Origin of the sequence: Streptomyces sp. 147326 (assembly GCF_045000215.1) — a bacterium.
Taxonomy (GTDB): domain Bacteria; phylum Actinomycetota; class Actinomycetes; order Streptomycetales; family Streptomycetaceae; genus Streptomyces.
In genome coordinates this window covers 7,161,653-7,181,116 of sequence record NZ_CP134201.1, presented here as the reverse complement: position 1 = coordinate 7,181,116, position 19,464 = coordinate 7,161,653, and the positions used below count along the sequence as shown (strand labels likewise).

Below are 19,464 nucleotides of genomic sequence, written 5' to 3'. Positions count from 1 at the left end.
CGTGGAGGCATCCGCGATCCGGGAATCTCTCGGTACCGCCGGACGTCTGTCTGTTCGAGGGCCACGTCGGGGGTAGACGTGGTGGGTAGGCATGGCGGACCGCGGCGTGGGGAGTGAGCGGACCATGAGCAGTGACGAGCGCGGCGGGGCGGGTGCGGGCGCGTACGCCGGAGCGGCGGGACGGGGGCTGTGGGTGGAGGAGCCGGCCCGCCGGCGCCGGATGCCCGATCCGGTACGGACTTCCGCGGTGCGGGCGGTGCTGATCGTCGCCGTGACCCTCACCCAGGCGGCGATCACGTTCTTCCTGACCCTGACCGGCTCCTGGCTGGCCCTGCCGATGGCGCTCGGCGCGATAGCGGGGACCGTCGTGGCCACGTGGGGCGTGCTGGACGTGTGGATCACCCGGCAGACGTGGAACCAGCGGTACGGGGTCCTCTCGGAGCCGAGCAGTACGGCGCGCAGCCGCCGCCGTGAGGCCCGCAGGGCCGCCCGGGCCGCGCGCGAGGCCGCTCCGGGCCGAATACCCCGGGACGACGGCCCCCTGACGGCCTTCGGCGGCTCCACGTCCCCCTGACGGCGGACCGGCCCCTGCTCGCCTGCGGCGGGCACGGCGGGGCCGGCCGGCCTCACTGCCGGGCGCGGCTGCCGCCCGCCCTCCGGCGGACGGGGTCCGGCGCAGCGGGCCGAAGCCCGTGAGGCGCCCGGCGCCGAGCGGCGCGAGGCACGCGTCGGGAAGGGCGGCGGGCGTCAGGAGACGCCGCTGCGGCGGAACATGCGGGTGGCGGTGATCTCGCCGTGGATGGTCTCCTCCTCCGGGGACTGCTGCGGCAGGCCCGGGCGCAGGTGTTCCTCGACGCTGATGTACTTCAGGCCCGCCCGCAGGTCCGCGTCGTTGCGCAGCCGGATCACCAGCGGGAACTCGGCGAGGGCCGTGGTGTCGAACAGGCCCGTCGTGTAGAGCAGCTGGACGCCGAGAGCGTCGGAGACGGCCCGCTGGAGCTCCAGCAGGTACGTGGCGTTCGCGCGGCCGATCGGGTTGTCGAGGAACAGCGTGCCCGCGTGGCGGTGCTTGTCGCGGCCGCGGTCGTTGCTGCGCAGCGCCGCCATCGTGCAGTAGAGGGCGATCGCGGCGGTGAGCAGCTGCCCGCCGGAGAAGACGTCGCCCATCTGGCCGACGGGGACGCGTTCGGCGCGCAGCACCGCGTCCGGCTTGAGGATCTCCACGGAGATGCCCTTGGGCTCGAGGGCCGCCTGGACGCCCCTCAGCAGCAGGGACATGCCGTCGCGGCGGCCCTCGCCGAAGGAGGCGGTGCTGTTCTTCTTCACGGCCGCGCGGGTGGCCTCGTCGATGACCTCGCCGAGCCGTTCCGTGAGCGTGGCCTGGTCCGGCTCCTCGAAGCGGATCCGCAGGAACTCCTGGCCCGACCATTCGCCCAGGCCCTCCGGCAGCTGGGAGAGGCGCTGCGCGGAGCGGAGCGTGGCCAGGGCCGATTCGACGAGGCCGCGCAGGCGGTCGACGATGCTGTCGCGGTTGCGCTCCAGCTGCGCCAGTTCGTCGGTGAGGACGCGCAGGCGGGGGGCGAAGGCCGCCGCCCAGGCCGCCGCGTGCTCGGGCAGCGCCGCGGCGGGCAGTTCCCGGATCTGCTGGCGCGCGGGGGTGCGTACCTGCTCGTAGCGGGTGGCGTTGGCGTGCCGGACCAGGATGTCGCTCGCCTCGCGCAGCGCCGACTCGGCGGCCGAGAGGTCGGCCGCGCAGCCGCGCAGGGAGCGGCGGACCTCGGTGGCCGACTGTCGGGCCTCCTCCAGGGTGCCCGGGTGGGGCACCGGCTCCTGCTCGTCCTCGGCGTGCGCGTGGTCGCGCAGGAGGTCGCGCAGCAGGGCCGCGGTCTCGTCGAAGCCGCCGGCGCCTTCCTCGGCGGTGCGGTGGGCGCGCAGCAGGTCCGCGTGGGCGGCGCGGGCGCTCTCCACGGCCGCGGTGTGGGCGGCGAGCTGGGCGGTGGCCGTACGGAGCAGGGCCTGGGCCTGTTCGACGTCCTCGGGGACCAGTTCCTCGGGCAGTTCGGTGTGGGCCTCGCCCTCGGCGGGGGCGTGCCGCTCGGCCTCGCCGCGCAGCCGGCCGAGCTGCTCACTGGCCGTGGACGCGCGGGTCTCCAGCATCTGCACGAGGGACTCGGCGCGGGCGGCGGCGGCCTGCCGGGAGGGGCCGTCGGCGCCGTCGGTGCCTTCGAGGAGCTGGGCGGCGCGGGTACGGACCTTGTTGGTGAGGCGGTCGAGTTCGGCGAGGGCGGCGCTCTCGTCGCTCTCGGCGCGGGCCTGTTCGGCGCGCAGGTCGGCGCCGACGCCCACCTTCTCGTAGAGCTGGGAGGCCGCGCGGTAGGCCTCGCGGAGGTCCGGGAGGGGCACCCGCGGGCCGGCCGCGTCCCCGTCGGGCAGCTGGTCGGGGGCGCCGGCGATCTCGGCGCGCTCGGCGCGCAGGGCGCGGGCGGTGCGGCGGGCGTCGTCGGCCGCGCGCTGGGCGGCGCGGCGGTCCTCGTCGGCGGCGCGGGCCCGGTCCAGGCAGACCTCGGCGCGGGCCTCGGACTCGGCGGCCTCGTCGGCGAGTTCGCGGAGCCTGGCCTGCCAGCCGGCCCGCTCGCGCAGGCGGAAGGCGAGGCCGGCGAGGGCGTCGGCGACGCGGCGGGCTCGCTGGGCGGTGTCCTGGCGCTCCTCGCGGACGCGGGCGGCGTCGGCGGCGGCCTCGTCGGCCTCGGCGCGTACGGTACGGGCCTCCGCGAGCTCGGCGTCGGTCTCCTCGGCGAACGCCCGGGCGGCCGCGGCCTGTTCGGCGAGTTCGGTGAGGCGGCCGGGCGGGCAGCCGGTGCGCCAGGAGGCGAGGCGGGCGGCGAGTTCGCGGTCACCGGAGAGACGGGCCGCGAGTTCGCGGATCTCGGTGTCGCGGGCGCCGGCCCGGGTGCGCAGGGCCTGGCGCTCCTCGTCGGCAGCGTGCTCGTCGTGCATGGCCGGGTTCGGCGGGACGAGGAACACGGCGGTGTCGGTGTCGGCCGCGGGCGGTACGGGCGCCAGCAGGGCGGCCGCAGTGCCGACGGCGACCGTGGAGCGGGGCAGCAGGGCCGCGCCGGAGAGGACCTCGCGGGCCCGGCTGTGGGTGTCGGGGTCGGTGATGACGACGCCGTCGACGAGTTCGGGGCGGGCGGCGAGGACGGCGGCGTGGTCGGCGGGGTCCACGGACTGGGCGAGGTAGCGCCAGCCGGGAAGGGCCGGGATGCCGTGCTCGCCGAGGTACTCGACCGTGGCGAGGACGTCGGGACCGGGCGGCAGCAGGCCGCCGTCGCCGAGCGCGCCGAGGATGCGGGAGTCGTCGGCGGCGGCGGTGCGCAGCTCGAACAGCTGGCGTTCCGCCGAGGTGACTCCGTCGGTGAGGAGCTGGCGGAGGTCGTCGGCGTTCCGGTCGAGGTCGGCGACGGTGAGCCCGCCGGCTCCGGCCGCTTCGGGGCGGCCGGCGGGCCCCGCCTGGGCCGGGCCGTGTCCGCCGGAGCCGTGCGCGGCCCCGGCCGACGCCGCCTGGGCGCTCTGGGCGGCCTGCGCGCCGGATCCCGCGAAGGCGCCGGATGCACCGCTCTGCGTGCGCGGGTGGGGCAGGAAGGAGGCGGGCACCGACGGGAGCCCCAGGAGCTCGGCCAGTCGGGGCGATTCGGCGAGGGAGGCCGCGGCCCGGTGCTCGGCGTCGTGGGCGGCCTCGGCCGCCTCGGCGGCGTCAGCCGCACGGGCGGCGGTGAGCTCGGCGCGGGATTCGTTGGCGGCGGCCTCGCGGGCGGCTTCGGCGGCGGCGCGGGCGGCATCCCGGGCCTCGTCCCAGGCAGCCACGGCGGTCTTCTCGGCGTCGGTGGCGGCGAGGGCCGCGCGCGCCGGGTCGGCGTCGGGTGCGGAGTCGTCGAGCCAGCCGGCGCGGACGGCCTCGGCGGTCTCCTGCTGGACCTCGGCGAGGCGCGAGCGGAGGTGCTCGGCCTCGCTGCGGGCCCGCTGGGCGGCCGTGGCGGCGGCGGTGGCGTCGCGGTGGGAGTCCTCGCCGGTGGCCTGGAGGGCGGCGGAACGCTCCTCCTCCTCGTTGGCGAGCCGTTCGCCGTGCTCGGCGGCGGTGTGCAGGGCCCGTACGAGCTCGCCGGCGGCCGTGGCGCGTGCGGCCAGGGCGGGGGCGGCGTCCCGCTCGGCCTCGCGGATCGCGGCGGCGACGCGGACGGAGCGGTCGGCGGCGGCGCGGTGGCGGAGCACGATCTCGGCGGCCTGCCACGCGGAGTGCAGCGTGCGGGCTTCGAGGAGTTCGCGGCGCTGGGCGGCGGCGGCCTTGTCGGCGACGGTCAGGGCCAGCGAGGCGTGCCGGTAGGCGAGTTCGGCGGAGACGGCGGCGCTGCGGGCGCGGGCGGAGTCGGCGGCGGTGACCTGGTGGGCGGCGCCGGTGACCTGCTGGGCGAGCTCGGCGGCGCGGCCGCGTTCCTCGGCGGCGCGGGCGGACAGCCGCCGGGCGAGGGTACGCGTACGGCGCTCCGCGCCCGCGTGGACGTCGCGGAGCCGGGAGCGGGTCCCGGCAGCCTCGACGATCTTGGTCAGCAGGTCCACCGAGCCGGCGGTGAAGTCGCGTTCGGCCATGAGCTCGGCGCGGCGGCCGAGCTTGTTGCCGAAGCCGTGGACGAGGTCGGCGAGGCCGTCGGTGTCGCGGGTGTCGGTGACGGCGCGCAGCAGGAGGTCGGTGAAGTCGGAGTCCTTCTTCACCGCGAAGAGGCCGGCCGCCTCGCCCTCGTCGGCGTTCATCTCGCGCTGGTAGCGGAAGAGTTCGGGGTCGAGGCCGAGTTCGGTGAGGTGCTCGTTCCAGCGGTCGTGGATCTCCTCGAAGTACACCTCGAGGTGCGGGTAGGCCTTGCCGGCCTCGGTGAGGGCGTCGCGGAAGCCCTTCATGGTGCGGCGGCGGCCCTGGGCGCCGGAGGCGCCTTCGACGGGCGCGCGCACGGCGGTGGCCTCGGCGACGGGCAGGTTGTCCAGGCCGAGGCCCGGGCCGGGGCGGAAGGAGTACCAGGCCTCGGCGAACTTGCGGGGGTCGTTGGAGACCTGGCGGCCGCGCCATTCGCTGACCTTGCCGACGACCACGCACTCGCCGGTCTGGGTGTGCTGCCACTCCAGGGCCACGTGGCCGCAGTCGTCGGCGAGCAGGAACTTGCGCAGGACGCCGGAGCTCGCGCCGCCGAGGGTGTTGCGGTGGCCGGGCAGCATCACGGAGAAGATCAGCTTCAGGAGGACGGACTTGCCGCCGCCGTTCTCCAGGAACAGCACGCCGGCGGGCGCGGGCCGGCGCGGCGGGCCGGTGGGCTCGTCCTCGAAGAACTCCGCCTGGGCCGGCGCCGGGTGGGGCACCGGCTCGCCGACTCCGCGCAGGTCGAGCACGGTGTCGGCGTAGCGCGCGCCGGCGGGCCCGATGGAGTAGAGGCGGATCCGGGACAGCTCGTACATGGCGTCGGACTCTCGTGGTGTCTGGTGACTCAGGGCGTACGGAGGACGGGTGGCTCAGGCGTGGAACGGGAGCCCGGCGTCGGCGGCCAGGTCCAGGTCGTCGCCCTCGGGCGGCGGCAGGAGGGTGGCGGAGCCGTCGGTGACGGCGACCACGCCGAGTTCCAGGAGTTCGGCCATGGCCGCACTGCCCGCCATGTCGCGGACCTGGAGCTGGTAGCGGGGGGTGGTGCGGTACGTGCCGCCGGACTCGTCGCCGGTGCGCTGCAGGAAACCGGAATCGGTGAGGAAGGCGGCGGCCTTGCCGACGATGCCGGTGGTGGAGCCGGCCAGGCGGCGGGCGTCCTTGGTGGCGCCGGTCGCGCTGCGGCGGGCGTAGACGCGCCAGGCGGCCTCCAGGCCGGGGGCGTCGGTGGCCGGGTCGGTGTTCTCGCCGAGCTCCTCGGCGCGTTCCTCCAGGCGGCGGCAGGTCTGCCGGACGAAGGAGTCGACGCCGTTGACGGTGATGCGGCCGATGTAGCCGTCGTCGGCGAGGTCCTCGGGGCGGGGGAAGGCGAGGGCGGCGACGGCGAGGTGCGCCAGCCCGTGCAGGAACCGGTCGGCGGAGTCGGCGGCGGTGCGGCGGGCGTAGTCGCCCATCCGGACGGCGAAGACGGAGTCCTCGCCGGCGGCCACGGCCATGCCGGCGCGCGGGGACACCTCCAGGACGACCAGGCCGAGGCCGGTGGCGACGGCGTCGGCGAGGCGGCCGAAACCGGGGTCCTCGCGGTAGCGGCGGAGCAGCTCGGCGTACTCGGCGTCACGGGCTGGCAGCAGCTTGGGCTGCAGCCCGAAGGCGACGAGCCGGGCCGCGTCGGCGGCGTCGGCGGGGGTCACCGCCGGGTTCGCGGCCGCGACGGGGGTGGCGGGAGCCGCGGGCTCGCTCCACGCGGGGTGCTCGGCGTGGTGGTCGCTCACGGGTGGGTCTCCTCGGCGGTGCGGGTGGTTCGGGCGGTACGGAGCGCGCGGCGGAGCCGCACTCGGGATTCGGCCTCGCCGGCGTGGTTCGCGACGCGCGGGCGTCCGGCCGGTGGCTCCGCCACATCCAGCCTCGGCGGGGCTGGATCGGGAGCCGGCAAGGCTGCGGTGGGCCAGGCAAAGGCGACGGCGGTCATGACGCCTCCGCGCGGTCGGCGGCCATGCCGGCGGCGTCGAGGAGGGCGGTGCCGACGATGAGGTCGGCGCCGCCGAACTCGGGGTCGTCGAGCTGCGTGCCGTCGTCCACCGCGAAGAGCAGCCGCTCCTCACCCTGCCGGTACGCCGTGCCGACGGCCGGGCTCGCCGCGTGGACGGCCAGCAGGGCCACCAGGTACGGCAGGTCCGCATCGCTGCGCCGGGCCTCCGCGAGGAGCCCCGACAGCCGCCGCGGGGCGTCGTGCGGGAGGTCCAGGAGCTGCATCGCGGCGGCGAGCTGCTCCTCGCTGAAGCGGCTGTCGTCCGGGGTGGCGATGAGGTCCGGTTCGGGCATCTCCGCGCCGAGGTGCTCGCGCTCCACGGGAGGGGTGAGCAGGATCTCGACCAGGTCGGTCACGCGCACCGAGACCGGCGTGCGCAGCCCCGCGCCGGAGGCGAAGAAGGCGTCGGTCACCCGGCTCGCCTGCTCCAGGGGCAGAGGCAGGAGCGGGGCCACGAGCTGGCCGTACAGGTCGATGCCGGAGCGCGGCGCCGGAGCGGCGAAGGCCTGGCGGTCCTGCTCGGCACGGAACAGCGGGCCCGCGTCCAGCAGCCGGGACTGGAGCTGGGTGTGGCGGCGGATGCAGTCCTTGACGATGTCGACGAGCTCGGCGGCGCGGCGCTTGCTCTCCGGCTCCTCGGCCTCGTCGCGCGCCTTGCGGATGTTGGTCAGGATCGCGTTCTCGTGGCGGTAGCGGTCGGCGACGTGGTCGAGGGCCTCGGCGATCATGTCGGGCACGGCCTGCAGCCAGTCCACCGCCCGGACGTTGCGCCGGGTCGCGTCCAGCGTGCGGCGCAGGGTCTCGGCGTACTGGACCGTCCGGTAGCGGGCCTGCTCTGCGGCCAGCTGGGCGTCCGCCAGCCGCCCGCGGCTGATCAGCACCTCGAGCTTGACCTCGGCGGCGATCTGGGCGCTGGTGACGTCGGTGTCGAGGGCGCCGACCAGGACGTTGACGGCCTCGTCGGTGGTGCGCAGGTAGACGGCGCCGCCGTAGCCCGGGACCTCTTCGATCAGCTTGAAGTCGTAGTCCCGGCGGACGTAGACCCCGTCGGGGCCGAAGGTGCCGTAGATCGCGCGGAAGCCGCGGTCGACGCTGCCGACGTTGATCAGGTTCTCCAGCACCCAGCGGGCCACCCGCTCGTGCTCGGCCGCCGGGCGGGACGGGGCCTGGGCCGCGACGCGCGGCAGCAGCCTGGCCACTATCTGCTCGTGGTCGGCGCCCGTGTCGAAGTCCATGTTGAGCGTGATCAGGTCGATCGCGGCCAGCGCCACCTCCGCCATCGCGTAGACCCCGTACTCGCCGGCCAGATTGGCCTTGCGTACGTCGAGGTCGTGCAGCGGGGCGGTGCAGGCGAGGGCGCGCAGCCGCCGGGCCAGGCCCTCGTCGGCGGCCGGGCCCGGCGCCGGGGACGGGAGGGTCTTCGCCGGGGCTGGGAGAGTCACGGACAAAGACTAGGCGCTGTTACTGACAACATCCCAAACGGCATGGTTCGGCCGGATCGTCCCCGGCCGAACCGCCGGACGCCTGCTCTACGCTCAGCCCATGGATTCCATGATCGCATCCGCTCGCGTCGTCGACCTCAACGCCGACCTCGGCGAGGGATTCGGACGCTGGACGCTCACCGACGACGAGGCCCTGCTCTCCGTCGTCACGAGTGCCAACGTGGCCTGCGGTTTCCACGCCGGGGACCCGTCCATCATGCGCCGGGTCTGCGAGCTGGCCGCGGAGCGGGGCGTACGGATCGGCGCGCAGGTCTCCTACCGCGACCTGGCCGGCTTCGGACGGCGCGCGATGGACGTGCCGGCCGGCGAGCTGGCGGACGAGGTGGCCTACCAGATCGGCGCGCTGGAGGTGTTCGCGCGGGCGGCCGGCTCCCGTGTGTCGTACGTGAAACCGCACGGAGCGCTCTACAACCGGACCGTGCACGACGGCGACCAGGCGGCCGCCGTGGTCGCGGGCGTCCGGCTGGCCGCCGGGTCCGGTGCCACCGGGGGCCTGCCCGTCCTGGGGCTGCCCGGATCGCTCCTGCTCGCCGCCGCCGAGGGGGCCGGGCTGGCCGCCGTACCGGAGGCCTTCGCCGATCGCGCTTACACGCCCGCCGGGACGCTGGTGCCGCGCACCGAGCCGGGAGCGGTGCTGCACGACCCGGACGCGGTGGTGGCGCGGGCCGTACGGATGGCGGCCGAGGGGACGGTCGTGGCTGCCGACGGGTCGGCGGTCCCGGTGGCCGCGCGGTCGCTGTGCCTGCACGGGGACACCCCGGGGGCGGCCGTGCTCGCGCGGCGGGTCCGGGAGGCGCTGGGCGCGGCCGGGGTCCGCGTGGAGGCGTTCGCGTGAGGCCCCTCGTGGTGGGCGGCGAGGCGCTGCTGATCGAGCTGGACTCGGCCGCGGAGGTGGCCGCGCTCCACGCCGAGCTGCTGCGCCGCCGGGACGCGGGCGAACTGGGCGCCGTACGGGACCTCGTGCCGGCGGCGCGGACCGTGCTGCTGGACGGGGTGCGGGACCCGGCCGCGCTGGGGGCCCGGATCGCCCGGTGGGAGGTGCCCGCGCTCGCGGAGGCGGAGGGGCCGCTGGTGACCGTCCCGGTGCGGTACGACGGCCCGGACCTGGCGGAGGTGGCCCGGCGGTGGGGGGTGTCCCCCGGGGAGGTGCCGGGGATCGTCGGGGGCACCGGCTTCCGGGTGGCCTTCTGCGGTTTCGCCCCCGGCTTCGGCTACCTGACGGGGCTCCCGGCACGCTTCCACCTGCCCCGCCGTGACACGCCCCGTACGGCCGTCCCGGCGGGTTCGCTGGCGCTGGCCGGCGAGTACGCGGGGGTGTACCCGCGCTCCTCCCCCGGCGGCTGGCAGCTGATCGGGTCCACGGACGCGGTGCTGTGGGACCCGGAGCGGGAACCGGCGGCGCTGTTCGCGCCGGGCGTCCGGGTGCGGTTCACGGAGGCGGGCCGTGACTGAGCTGCTGGTGGTGCGGCCGGGCGCGCTGACGACGGTCCAGGACCGGGGGCGCCCGGGATGCGCGCACCTGGGCGTCCCCCGCTCGGGAGCGCTGGACACGGCGGCGTACGCACTGGCCAACCGGCTGCTCGGCAACCCGCCGGGTGCGGCCGCGCTGGAGACGACCCTGGACGGGACCGGGCTGCGGGCGCTCGCCGCGACGGTCGTGGCGGTCACGGGCGCCCCCTGTTCCGTACGGATCTCCGGCCGCCCGGCGGCCTGGGGAGCGGCGGTCCGGCTGCCGGCCGGGGCGGAGCTGGAGGTGGGCCCGGCGGAATCGGGGCTGCGCAGCTACGTCGCGGTACGGGGAGGCCTGGCCGTCCCGCCGGTCCTCGGCAGTCGCTCGACGGACCTGCTGTCAGGCCTGGGGCCGGCCGTCCTGTCGGCCGGGATGCGGCTGCCGGTGGGCCCCGCCGGGCCGGATCCGGTGCCCGGGGCGGACCTCTGCGCCCTGCCCGGGCCGCCCGCGGAACTGCTGCTCCCGCTCCGCCCGGGGCCGCGCGCGGACTGGTTCGCGCCGGCTTCGCTGGCCGGGCTGTGGCGTGCGGAGTTCCGGGTGTCGGCCAGGTCCAACCGCATCGGCCTGCGCACGGAGGCGGGCCCGCCGCTGGTCCGCGCCCGGCCCGGGGAGCTGCCGAGCGAGGGCATGGTGCTGGGCGCGGTCCAGGTCCCGCCGGACGGCCTGCCGGTGGTGTTCCTGGCCGACCACCCGGTGACGGGCGGCTACCCGGTGGTGGGCGTGGTCCCGCCGGGGCCGGCCCTGGACGCGGCGGCGCAGGCCCGGCCGGGGACTCCGGTGAGGTTCCTGCGGTCCCGATGAAACGTTTGCGGGGGCTCCGGCCAAGTACGGAGTGAGGGGGCCGACCGGGTCCCCGACGCAGGGGAGGAACCAGGGTGCGCAGCCCAGGACAGAAGACCGGGCCACCGGATCTCACCACGCACGACGGATTCGGCGCGTTCTACGAGGAGCACATCGACGCCGTGCTCGGCTTCGTCACCCGCCGGGTCGCCGACCCGCACCTGGCGGCGGACCTGACGGCGGACATCTTCCTCGCGGCGATGGGCTCGGCCTCCGGTTATCGGCCCAACAGGGGAGCGCCGATCGCCTGGTTGTTCGGGATAGCACGCAACGTCCTGTCGGGCCACGCCCGCGGACTCGCCCGCGAGAGCGGCGCGCTGGCGCGGCTGAGCGGCCGCCGCCTCCTCGAGGACGAGGACGTCGCCGCCCTGGAGGAACGGATCGACGCCCAGCGGGCCTTCAGGTCCCTCGCCGAGCGCCACGCCGGCCTCTCGGAGCCGCTGCGCGCCGCCCTCGACCTCGTGGTCATCGACGAACTCACCCCGGCCGAGGCCGCGCAGGCCCTCGGGGTCACCCAGGCGACCGTCCGCGTCCGTCTGCACCGCGCCCGCCGCGCGCTGCGCGGGACCGGGCCCTGCGCCGTCACCGAACCGCACTTGGAGGCAGCCCGATGAGCACCAGGCCCAGCGGGTTCGAGGACCGGCTCAAGGCGGCGCTGCTGGCCCGCCTCCCGGAGGAGGCCCCGGCCCCGGCTCCCGCCCGCTCCTTCGCCCGCCGCTACGGCATCCCGCTCGCCGTGGGCATCGCCACGGCCGTCGTCGTCGCCGTCATGGCCCTGCCCGGCAGCACCCGCAACGGCTCGCTGCCCGCCGGCGGTCCCACCGGCTCGCCGAACCCTCCGGCCACGGGCGCGCCCGAGATCAGGAAGGATCCGGACGGGTCGCTCCGGCTCAAGCTGCCCGGGCACGATCAGATCCCGGCCCTGGTGGACCGGCTGAAGGAGCTGGGGGTCCAGGTCGCACTGGTCCCGAAGCGGCCCCGGTCCCGGTGTTCCGAGCTCGGCGGTGGGTACCGCGGTCCACAGGCCGACCCCGAGGCCGAAATCATGCAGCACAGCGATGACGACTTCACGCTCAAGGTCAACGCGAAGACGGTCCCACCGGGCTACACGCTCACGTTCTCGTGGGCGGACTACTACCCGCTGGGTGAGCAGGGGATCGGCTTCGGCGTGGTCGAGACGTCCAAGGTCCCGTCCTGCTCGATCGACTACTCCGAGGGCCTGGAGGAAGCGCTGAAGGCGCGTTCCGAACCCCCGAAGGATCCCGGCAAGACCATCGAGGTCGACGTTCCCGCGCCTGAGGGGCTGGTCGCACTGGTCCAGAGCCTTCGGGCCCAGGGGGTCAGCGTCGCGGTGACCGAGAAGAAGCCCGCGACGGAGTGCACGCACGTGGGGGGCGGCTACCGGGGCCCGCAGGCCGACCACGAGGCCGAGGTGTCCGTCGGGACGACACCCCGGTTGCGGATCAACTCGAAGACGGTCCCTCCGGGGTACACCCTCGTGCTCACGAAACCGGCGAGGCCGTCGAGCCCGTACGCGAAGGTCGGGTACGGCGTGAAGGAGACGTCGAAGGTCACGCCCTGCGAGATCGACTTCTCGTCGACCGACGAGGAATGGGCCGAGGCGCAGGCCAGGCTCAAGGAACTGCAGGGCGGTCCCCAGCTCCTTCCGGCACCGCCCGCCACGTCGTCGCGGTGAGCCCCCGCCCCGGCCCCCTCAGGGCCGGGGCGTCCGCGCGCCCGCGACAGGGCGCGACGGGCGGGCCACGATCAGGTGGTTGCGGGCGGCGGTTCGACCGATGGAGCGATCGGTCCACGTGGTCAAAGGGCCCGGGGCTCGCCCGTGCCGCCTCGACCACGGGCACCGCCCGCTCGGGAACCGCCTTGCCCGTCACGCGCCCCTACACGGCGGTCTCCGGAGCGATCCGGCTGCGTACGGCCGACTGGACGTCCTCTTCCTCGGCCGGGTCCGTCGCCAGGCGGCGCAGTCGCGGCGCGACCCGGGCGTCGGCGGTCTCGGCGTGGTGGGCCGCCACCTCCCGGGTGGTCTCCTCGCAGTCCCAGAGGCATTCGACGGCGAAGCCCGCCGCGAAGGTGGGGTCCGTGCTGGCGAGGGCCCGCGCGGCCCGGCCGCGCAGGTGGGAGGAGGCCGTCTCGCGGTAGATGTGGCGCAGGACGGGGGCCGCGCAGCCGATGGCGAGGCGGCCGGCTCCGTCGACGAGGGCGTAGAGCCGCCGGGTGTCGGGGCCCGAGCCGCGGACCGTGGAGCGCAGGGCGCCGAGGACCAGTTCCGCGTCGTCGGCTCCGCCCCGGGCGGCGAGGACGGCCGCGGCGGCCGCGCCCAGGGCGTCGGGGCGGTGGATCCAGCGCCGGGCCCGTTCGACGGCCCCGGGGCCGCACATGCGCTCGTAGGCGGCCACGGCGGGTTCGTCGGCGGCGGCTTCGATGAGGTCCAGCACGGCCGGATTCTCCGGCTCGGCGAGGACCAGGTGGTGCAGGGCCGTGGCGCGGGCGGCCTCGCCGGAGGCGCCGGCGGCGGCCGCGAGGATCGCGGAGCGGTCCTCGGGCGCCGCCACGGCGGCCAAGCAGCGTGCGGCGGGCACGTGCAGCGGCGTGCCGCGGCGCAGCCCGTCGGCGGCCCAGTCGAAGACGGCCTGGACGCCCCAGCCGGGCCGGGGGCCGCTCGGGTTCAGCTGGCGCTGCCAGCGGTCGAAGGAGCCCTGCTGGCGGGCGGCGCGCAGGCGCTCGCCGTGCTGCGGGGTCTCCTCCCACAGGCACCACGGCCGGGGCTCGTAGGCGTCGCGGACGGCGGCGGCCAGCCGCGCCTCGCCGTCCGCCGTGGCGGGGAATCTGGCGAGGACGGGCGTGGCCAGTGACCGCAGGCCTTCGTCGTCGTCGCGCAGGGCGAGCTCGTCGAGGGCCCAGGCCCAGTTCGCCCCGGAGGCGGCGTACCGGCGCAGCAGCATGAGCGCGTCGTCGCGGCCGTACGAGGCCAGGTGGCCCAGGACGGACAGGGCGAGGCCGGTCCGGTGGTCCTCTTCGTCGACGAGGTCGTCGGCGCTGAAGAGGTGGTTCTCGATCTCGCCCAGGGGACCGTTGAGGTCCAGGTAGAGCCGGGCGTAGTACAAGGAGCGGTTCTCGACCTGCCAGTCCTGGCGCGGGTCGCGGAGCACGCATTGGTTGAGGGCCTCGAGGGCCTCCGCCCTGGGTGCCGCGAGTGCGTGCAGCGTGCCGTCGCCGCGGCCGCGCTGGAGGAGCCCGAGCAGGGTACCGCTCGGTGCTATGACTGGTTCGAACATGGGAATGGCCTCAAATCAAGCTGGGGACGCAACCGGGAATCGGGATTCACAAGGCCGCGTAACAGCATGTGAGGACGTCCGCCGTCATGTTCCGCTCGATGTAGACCATTGCCTTCTCACTCTCGTCAGTTCTTCGTGACCATGGTGGCCGGGTCGGGCCGGGACACCCTTCGTGTCCTACCCCGCTCCGGCCCGCCCCCCGTGCTCGCGAATCGAATCCGACGCCATGATGGCCCAGCCGGTTTGTGCACCGCGACCACATTTACGGCCGCCGTGACCAACCTGTGAGGTCGGGAACCGGCCGGGCGCGGCCAGATCCCCGGCAAAAACGGACTACTTGGCTCCGAAAAGTTCCAGCAGGTCGGCCTTGGCGAACATGCGCGCCGTGTCCACGGCGGAGGGGGTTCCGGCGTTCGGATCGGCCCCGCCGGCGAGCAGGGCGCGGATGACGGCCTCCTCGCCCTTGAAGACCGCCCCGGCGAGCGGGGTCTGGCCGCGGTCGTTGGCGCGGTCGGCCTCGGCGCCGCGGGCCAGCAGGGCCGAGACCGCGTCGGCGTGGCCGTGGTAGGCGGCGAGCATGACGAGGGTGTCGCCGCGGTCGTTGGTGAGGTTCGCCGGGACCCCGGCGTCGAGGTAGGCGGTGAGCGTCTCGGTCTCACCCTGACGGGCGAGGTCGAAGATCTTGGTGGCCAGTTCGATGACGTCCTCGTCGGGGACGCCCTGGGAACCGGCGCCTTCTGCAGCCTGCTCGCTCATCGTTCGTACCGCCTTTCACTCGTTGCTGACATGGTCCGCCTCGCGGCCCCGTCCCCGGGACGGGCGGGCAGGGGGGTGCACGGCACTGCGTCCGTACGGGTGAATCGCCAGAGTAGCGCCCTGGCCTGCACATGTCCGGGCCGGGCCGAGGCAAGGATCACCCTCGACCCCCTGTGCGCCGGACGCGCCAGCCGAGCTGAGCCGGTCAAGTGAAAAACCCTGGAATTCACCCGTATGCACCTTTTGTCGCATAGATACTTCCTGTGAGCCTGGAAGAACTGATGGTGACTGTCCCCACCAACCAGGAGGGCTCCTCATGGTCCTGTCCATCTCAGGCGTGGTCCTGCTCGGCATCATCTGCTTCCTCTTCTTCAAGAAGGACGGGATGAAGCTGACGCACGCGTTCGTCTGTTCGCTCTTCGGCTTCTTCCTCGCCGGCTCCGCCATCGCCCCGAGCATCACGGCGAGCACGGCGAGCCTCGCGAGCCTGCTCGGCGGGATCAAGCTCTAGCCCGCCATCGCGCAGCGCCACCAGCAACACCCGAAGCACCCGTCACACCCACAACTCCAGGAGACGCCCGTGGCCCGGCGCCCACTTCCCCGCATCCTCAGCAGCGGCACCGCGTCGCTGTCCCGGGGCCGCGACCTCGCTCGCACGGCCGCCGACACCGCCACGGACGTCCTCCATCCGCTCCTCACCATCGGACGCGGGCTGCGCATCCTGGCCTCGGCCGGGCGGCGCAGATGGTCCGAGACCCCCAAGGACAAGCGTGGTCCCGCGCTGTTCCTGGGAGCCGCCTGCGTCCTCGTGGTCGCGCTCCTCCCCTACGGTCCGCTCCTCGCCCTGATCACCCTCATGGCGGCCGCGGCCTGGCAGGGACGCGACCGCACCGCGGTGAAGACCGGGCCCAGCGATGCCGAGACCGAACGGCTCGACTCCCTCTACGAAGCCCTCGTGCCGTACTTCTCCATCCCGGAGGACCCGAACCCCCTCTTCGCCCACGGCGGGGACTGGGACAAGGCCTTCAGCGGCTACGAGTTCGACGAGGCGGGCCGCATCACCCGGCTCCACATCCGCTACCCGGCCTACTTCACCGATGGCGAGGCCGCCTCACGGGCCCGGATCGAGGCACTGCTGCACGCCAAATCCGGGCGCGGACGGGAGTATCTCTTCGACTGGGACGAGGAGGGCAACCAGCTCGACCTGAGTGTGCTGGCGGCGCTGCCGACGGGCATCGCCGCCCAGCCGTTCGTCACCTCGCCCGGCGAGACCGTGCTCGGCTTCACCGACACGGGCGGCGTGCAGCGCACCCTGCCCGTCCTGGAGGGCGATGAGCCCCGCGACGTGCCACCCGTGATCTGGCGCACCGGGCCCCGCTCCACCGAGCCCCACCTGCTGGCCGTCGGCCAGCCCGGCACCGGCACCTCCACCCTGCTCCGCTCCGTCGCCCTGCAGGCCCTGCGGCACGGCGGCGACGTACTGATCGTCGACGGCGGCGGCAGCGGCGACTACTCCTGTCTGTCGGGCCGCGCCGGCGTCCTCGCCGTGGAATGCGGGCCGACCGGGGCGCAGGCCACCCTGGAATGGGCCGCGCAGGAGACCGAGCGGCGGCTCATCGCCACCCACCGGGCCCGGGAGTCCGGCCGGCCCGCGCCCGAGGACACCCGGCGCCCGCTGTGGATCCTGCTGGACCAGCCGAGCGTGCTGGCCCATCTCGCGGTCGCCGAAGGGGGCCCCGACCCGCTGGCCCAGCTGCAGGTGCCGCTGCGGCACGGCCGGCCCGCCCACGTCACGGTGGTGGTGGCCGAGCACTTCGACCACCTGGAACTGCTCAACGACGCGGTCTGGCAGCACACCCGCGCCCGGATCGTCCTCGGACCCGCCGGGATCCAGCAGATCGCCGACGTACTGGGGCTGCCGCCGCACACCACCCCGACCGCCCAGGTGCCGCCCGGCCGCGGGTACGCCCGGCTCGGCGCGGGTCCCGTACACCGGCTGCAGGTGCCCGCCACCCCGGACCCGTACGACGAGGCCGCGAACGCGGTGTACCGCCAGGCCGTGCTGGAGCTGCTGCCGGACCGGCAGCAGGGCCCGGGCCGCGGCCCGGGCAGGCCCCACCACACGCTGCCGCCGGCGCAGGGCTGGGCCGTCGGCGCCTCGGAGATCCCGGAGGTCCCGGCCGAGGCGCCGTGACCCCGGCGGGGGCCCGGCGCTCGCCCGCCGCCCGGGGCTGCCCGGGTGGCGGGGCCCTGGTGGTACGCCACGAACTGTTACGCCACGAATGTGCGCGGCGGCTCCGCGCCGCTGCCGCCGGCGCCCGTGCCGACCAGCCGGGCCGCCGCCGCCAGCCGGGAGGCGGCCTCTTCGGCCACCGGCCCGCCCACGGTGAAAGGCAGCCGGACGTAGCCCTCGAAGGCCCCGTCCACGCCGAACCTCGGTCCCGAGGGGACCCGTACGCCGACCCGCTCCCCCACCTCGGCCAGCCGGGAGCCCGACAGGCCGCCCGCGCGGGCCCACAGGGTCAGCCCGCCCTGCGGAACCTCGAACTCCCAGTCCGGCAGCTCCCGGCGGACCGCCGCGACCAGCGCGTCGCGGTTCTCCCGGGCCTGGTCGCGGCGGATCCCGACGGCCTCCCGCCAGCCTCCGGTGCGCATCAGCCAGTTCACCGCGAGCTGTTCCAGCACCGGCGTGCCCAGGTCGGCGTAGGCGCGGGCGGCGACCAGGCTGCGGATCACGTCGGGGGCGGCGCGGACCCAGCCGATCCGCATGCCCGCCCAGAAGGCCTTGCTGGCGGAGCCCACGGTGATGACCGTACTGCCGGCCGGGTCGAAGGAGCAGACCGGGCGGGGCATGTCCAGCTCGGGGTCCAGCTGGAGTTCCAGCATGGTCTCGTCGGCGACCAGGACGGTGCCGGCCGAGCGGGCGGCCGCCACCATGGCGCGGCGCTGCTCGTCGGAGGCCAGGGCCCCGGTCGGGTTGTGGAAGTCGGCCACGACGTAGGCGAGGCGGGGGGCCGAGTCGCGCAGCACCTGCCGCCAGACGTCCATGTCCCAGCCGGCCAGCCCGTCCGCCATGGCGACGGGCACGAGGCGGACCCCGGCGGCGCGCATGAGCTGGAGGATGTTGGCGTAGGACGGCGACTCGACGGCGATCCGCTCCCCGCGCCCGGCGAAGAGGCTGCAGATGGCGTCGATCGCGCCCATCGCGCCGGTGGTGACCATGATCTGCTCGGGCATGGTGGGGATGCCCTGCTCGGTGTACCGGTCGGCGAGCATCCGGCGCAGCGCGGGCAGGCCGGCCGGGTAGTCGCCGTGGGTGTGCGCGTACGGGGGCAGCTCCTCCAGGGCGCCCTGCACGGCCTTGGTGAGCCAGGGCTCGGGGGCGGGGAGGGCGGCGCAGCCGAGGTCGATCATCGAGCCGAGGGACTCGGGCGGCAGCGGCTCCAGGCCGCGCGCGGGCAGCGGGTTCCCGGCCGGTACGGAGGTCCAGCTGCCGGCGCCGCGGCGGGACTCCAGGAACCCCTCCCCGCGCAGGGCCTCGTACGCCGCGGCGACGGTGGTGCGGCTGAGGGAGAGGGCGACGGCCAGCTCCCGCTCGGCGGGGAGCCGGGCGGCGACCGGAACGCGGCCTTCGAGGACGAGGAGGCGGATCCCGTCGGCGAGGGTGCGGTACGCGGGCGGTTTGCGGGCGCCGGGGACCGCGGGGCGCTCCTGCTGCGAGGTGATGAGACGGGCGAGCTGGGCGGCGCCGACCGCCGAGGTCCATTCGGCCATTGCGTCCGGTCCACCTTCGTCGGATTGGCCTCGGCCGCGGGTGCCGGGAGCCGGGATTGGATTGATGTCTGCGGGCACAGCCTGTCACGTGCCAGTCCACTTGCACCAGGGGGTGCCGCACCGGGACGCCGGCCGGGCACCGGAGGGGTGCCGGTGGAGCATCGGAGGGGCGTCGGCGGGCACCGGTTCGGACGGCGCCTCGTCCGCCGTTCACCTCGCGTACCACCGTCCACGCACGTCCCGGGGGATACTGCCGCCGTGACGCACGTACGCCTTCGCCATCCGTATCTGGACCACCCGGCTCCGATCCCCTTCGCGCACCGGGGAGGTGCCGCGGACGGGCTGGAGAACACCGCTGCCGCCTTCCGCCGGGCCGCCGAAGCGGGCTACCGGTACTTCGAGACCGATGTGCACGCCACGGCCGACGGAAAACTCGTCGCCTTCCACGACTGCACGCTGGACCGGGTCACCGACGGCCGGGGCCGGATCGCCGAGCTGCCCTGGAAGCAGGTCCGCGAGGCGCGCGTGGCCGGCACCGAGCCGCTGCCGCTCTTCGAGGAGCTGCTGGAGGAGTTCCCGGACGCCCGCTGGAACATCGACGTCAAGGCCGAGTCGGCGCTGCACCCGCTGGTCAACCTGATCGCCCGGACCGGGATCTGGGACCGGGTCTGCGTGGGCTCCTTCTCGGAGAGCCGGGTGGCCCGCGCCCAGAAGATCGCCGGCCCCCGGCTGGCGACCTCGTACGGCGTGCGCGGGGTGCTCGGCCTGCGGCTGCGCTCGTTCGCGATCCCGGCGGCGCTGCGCGTGGGCGCGGTCGCGGCCCAGGTGCCGGAGACCCAGGCGGGCATCCGCGTGGTCGACCGGCGCTTCGTGCGGACCGCGCACGAGCGGGGCCTTCAGGTCCACGTGTGGACCGTGAACGAACCGGAACGTATGGAGGCTCTCCTCGACCTGGGTGTCGATGGCATCATGACCGACCGGATCGACATCTTGCGCACGGTGCTGGACCGGCGCGGGGCCTGGGCCTGACACGCTCTTCGGCCGCCGCGCGGGCAAGGGGGCCGCTGCGGTACGGG

At 75.4% G+C, this 19,464-nt stretch carries 15 protein-coding genes; 9 read left to right on the top strand and 6 right to left on the bottom strand.

Annotated elements, in window-relative coordinates:
• Window positions 1-124: 124 nt before the first annotated feature.
• Window positions 125-574 (top strand): hypothetical protein, encoded by a 450-nt coding sequence (locus RIU97_RS33010; protein WP_404961184.1) that lies wholly within the window; start codon window positions 125-127, stop codon window positions 572-574.
• A gap of 173 nt (window positions 575-747) precedes the next feature.
• On the opposite strand, the gene RIU97_RS33005 is transcribed toward RIU97_RS33010, so the two are convergent.
• The 3 genes from RIU97_RS33005 to RIU97_RS32995 form a co-directional block, all read right to left on the bottom strand.
• The gene (locus RIU97_RS33005; protein ID WP_404961183.1) at window positions 748-5,499 is read right to left on the bottom strand and encodes a hypothetical protein; all 4,752 of its coding nucleotides are present in this window, start codon (window positions 5,497-5,499) and stop codon (window positions 748-750) included.
• A gap of 54 nt (window positions 5,500-5,553) precedes the next feature.
• Window positions 5,554-6,453: a hypothetical protein gene (locus tag RIU97_RS33000; RefSeq protein WP_404961182.1), complete on the bottom strand. Its 900-nt coding sequence runs from the start codon at window positions 6,451-6,453 to the stop codon at window positions 5,554-5,556.
• Between the two features lie 193 nt (window positions 6,454-6,646).
• On the bottom strand, window positions 6,647-8,152 hold the full coding sequence (locus RIU97_RS32995) for a hypothetical protein (RefSeq protein WP_404961181.1): 1,506 nt from the start codon (window positions 8,150-8,152) through the stop codon (window positions 6,647-6,649).
• Between the two features lie 100 nt (window positions 8,153-8,252).
• Between RIU97_RS32995 and RIU97_RS32990 the strand changes: the two genes are divergently transcribed.
• The 5 genes from RIU97_RS32990 to RIU97_RS32970 all read left to right on the top strand — a co-directional run bounded on the left by RIU97_RS32990 (window position 8,253) and on the right by RIU97_RS32970 (window position 12,258).
• Window positions 8,253-9,047: a LamB/YcsF family protein gene (locus tag RIU97_RS32990; protein ID WP_404961180.1), complete on the top strand. Its 795-nt coding sequence runs from the start codon at window positions 8,253-8,255 to the stop codon at window positions 9,045-9,047.
• On the top strand, window positions 9,044-9,664 hold the full coding sequence (locus RIU97_RS32985; protein ID WP_404961179.1) for an allophanate hydrolase subunit 1: 621 nt from the start codon (window positions 9,044-9,046) through the stop codon (window positions 9,662-9,664). The genes RIU97_RS32990 and RIU97_RS32985 overlap by 4 nt, the downstream gene beginning before the upstream one ends.
• Entirely contained in the window at window positions 9,657-10,523 is an 867-nt protein-coding gene (locus RIU97_RS32980; protein ID WP_404961178.1) for a biotin-dependent carboxyltransferase family protein, read from the top strand. Before RIU97_RS32985 ends, RIU97_RS32980 begins: the two co-directional genes overlap by 8 nt.
• 74 nt (window positions 10,524-10,597) lie before the next feature.
• A complete protein-coding gene (locus RIU97_RS32975; protein WP_404961177.1) occupies window positions 10,598-11,176 on the top strand; it encodes an RNA polymerase sigma factor in 579 nt (192 codons plus the stop codon).
• Complete coding sequence (locus RIU97_RS32970) at window positions 11,173-12,258, top strand: hypothetical protein (RefSeq protein WP_404961176.1); 1,086 nt, start codon at window positions 11,173-11,175, stop codon at window positions 12,256-12,258. The genes RIU97_RS32975 and RIU97_RS32970 overlap by 4 nt, the downstream gene beginning before the upstream one ends.
• A gap of 202 nt (window positions 12,259-12,460) precedes the next feature.
• Here RIU97_RS32970 and RIU97_RS32965 read toward each other — a convergent pair whose 3' ends face one another.
• A complete protein-coding gene (locus tag RIU97_RS32965; RefSeq protein WP_404961175.1) occupies window positions 12,461-13,858 on the bottom strand; it encodes a HEAT repeat domain-containing protein in 1,398 nt (465 codons plus the stop codon).
• A gap of 333 nt (window positions 13,859-14,191) precedes the next feature.
• The gene (locus RIU97_RS32960; RefSeq protein WP_361765315.1) at window positions 14,192-14,614 is read right to left on the bottom strand and encodes an ankyrin repeat domain-containing protein; all 423 of its coding nucleotides are present in this window, start codon (window positions 14,612-14,614) and stop codon (window positions 14,192-14,194) included.
• Between the two features lie 316 nt (window positions 14,615-14,930).
• Here RIU97_RS32960 and RIU97_RS32955 point away from each other — a divergent pair, with 316 nt between their 5' ends.
• Both RIU97_RS32955 and RIU97_RS32950 read left to right on the top strand, forming a co-directional pair.
• Window positions 14,931-15,125, top strand: coding sequence for a hypothetical protein (locus RIU97_RS32955; protein WP_030031218.1), 195 nt, complete (start codon window positions 14,931-14,933; stop codon window positions 15,123-15,125).
• Between the two features lie 69 nt (window positions 15,126-15,194).
• Window positions 15,195-16,808: a hypothetical protein gene (locus RIU97_RS32950; RefSeq protein ID WP_404961174.1), complete on the top strand. Its 1,614-nt coding sequence runs from the start codon at window positions 15,195-15,197 to the stop codon at window positions 16,806-16,808.
• 77 nt (window positions 16,809-16,885) lie between these two features.
• On the opposite strand, the gene RIU97_RS32945 is transcribed toward RIU97_RS32950, so the two are convergent.
• Window positions 16,886-18,388 (bottom strand): PLP-dependent aminotransferase family protein, encoded by a 1,503-nt coding sequence (locus RIU97_RS32945; RefSeq protein WP_404961173.1) that lies wholly within the window; start codon window positions 18,386-18,388, stop codon window positions 16,886-16,888.
• Between the two features lie 258 nt (window positions 18,389-18,646).
• Here RIU97_RS32945 and RIU97_RS32940 point away from each other — a divergent pair, with 258 nt between their 5' ends.
• A complete protein-coding gene (locus tag RIU97_RS32940) occupies window positions 18,647-19,417 on the top strand; it encodes a glycerophosphodiester phosphodiesterase family protein (protein WP_404961172.1) in 771 nt (256 codons plus the stop codon).
• Window positions 19,418-19,464: the final 47 nt, after the last annotated feature.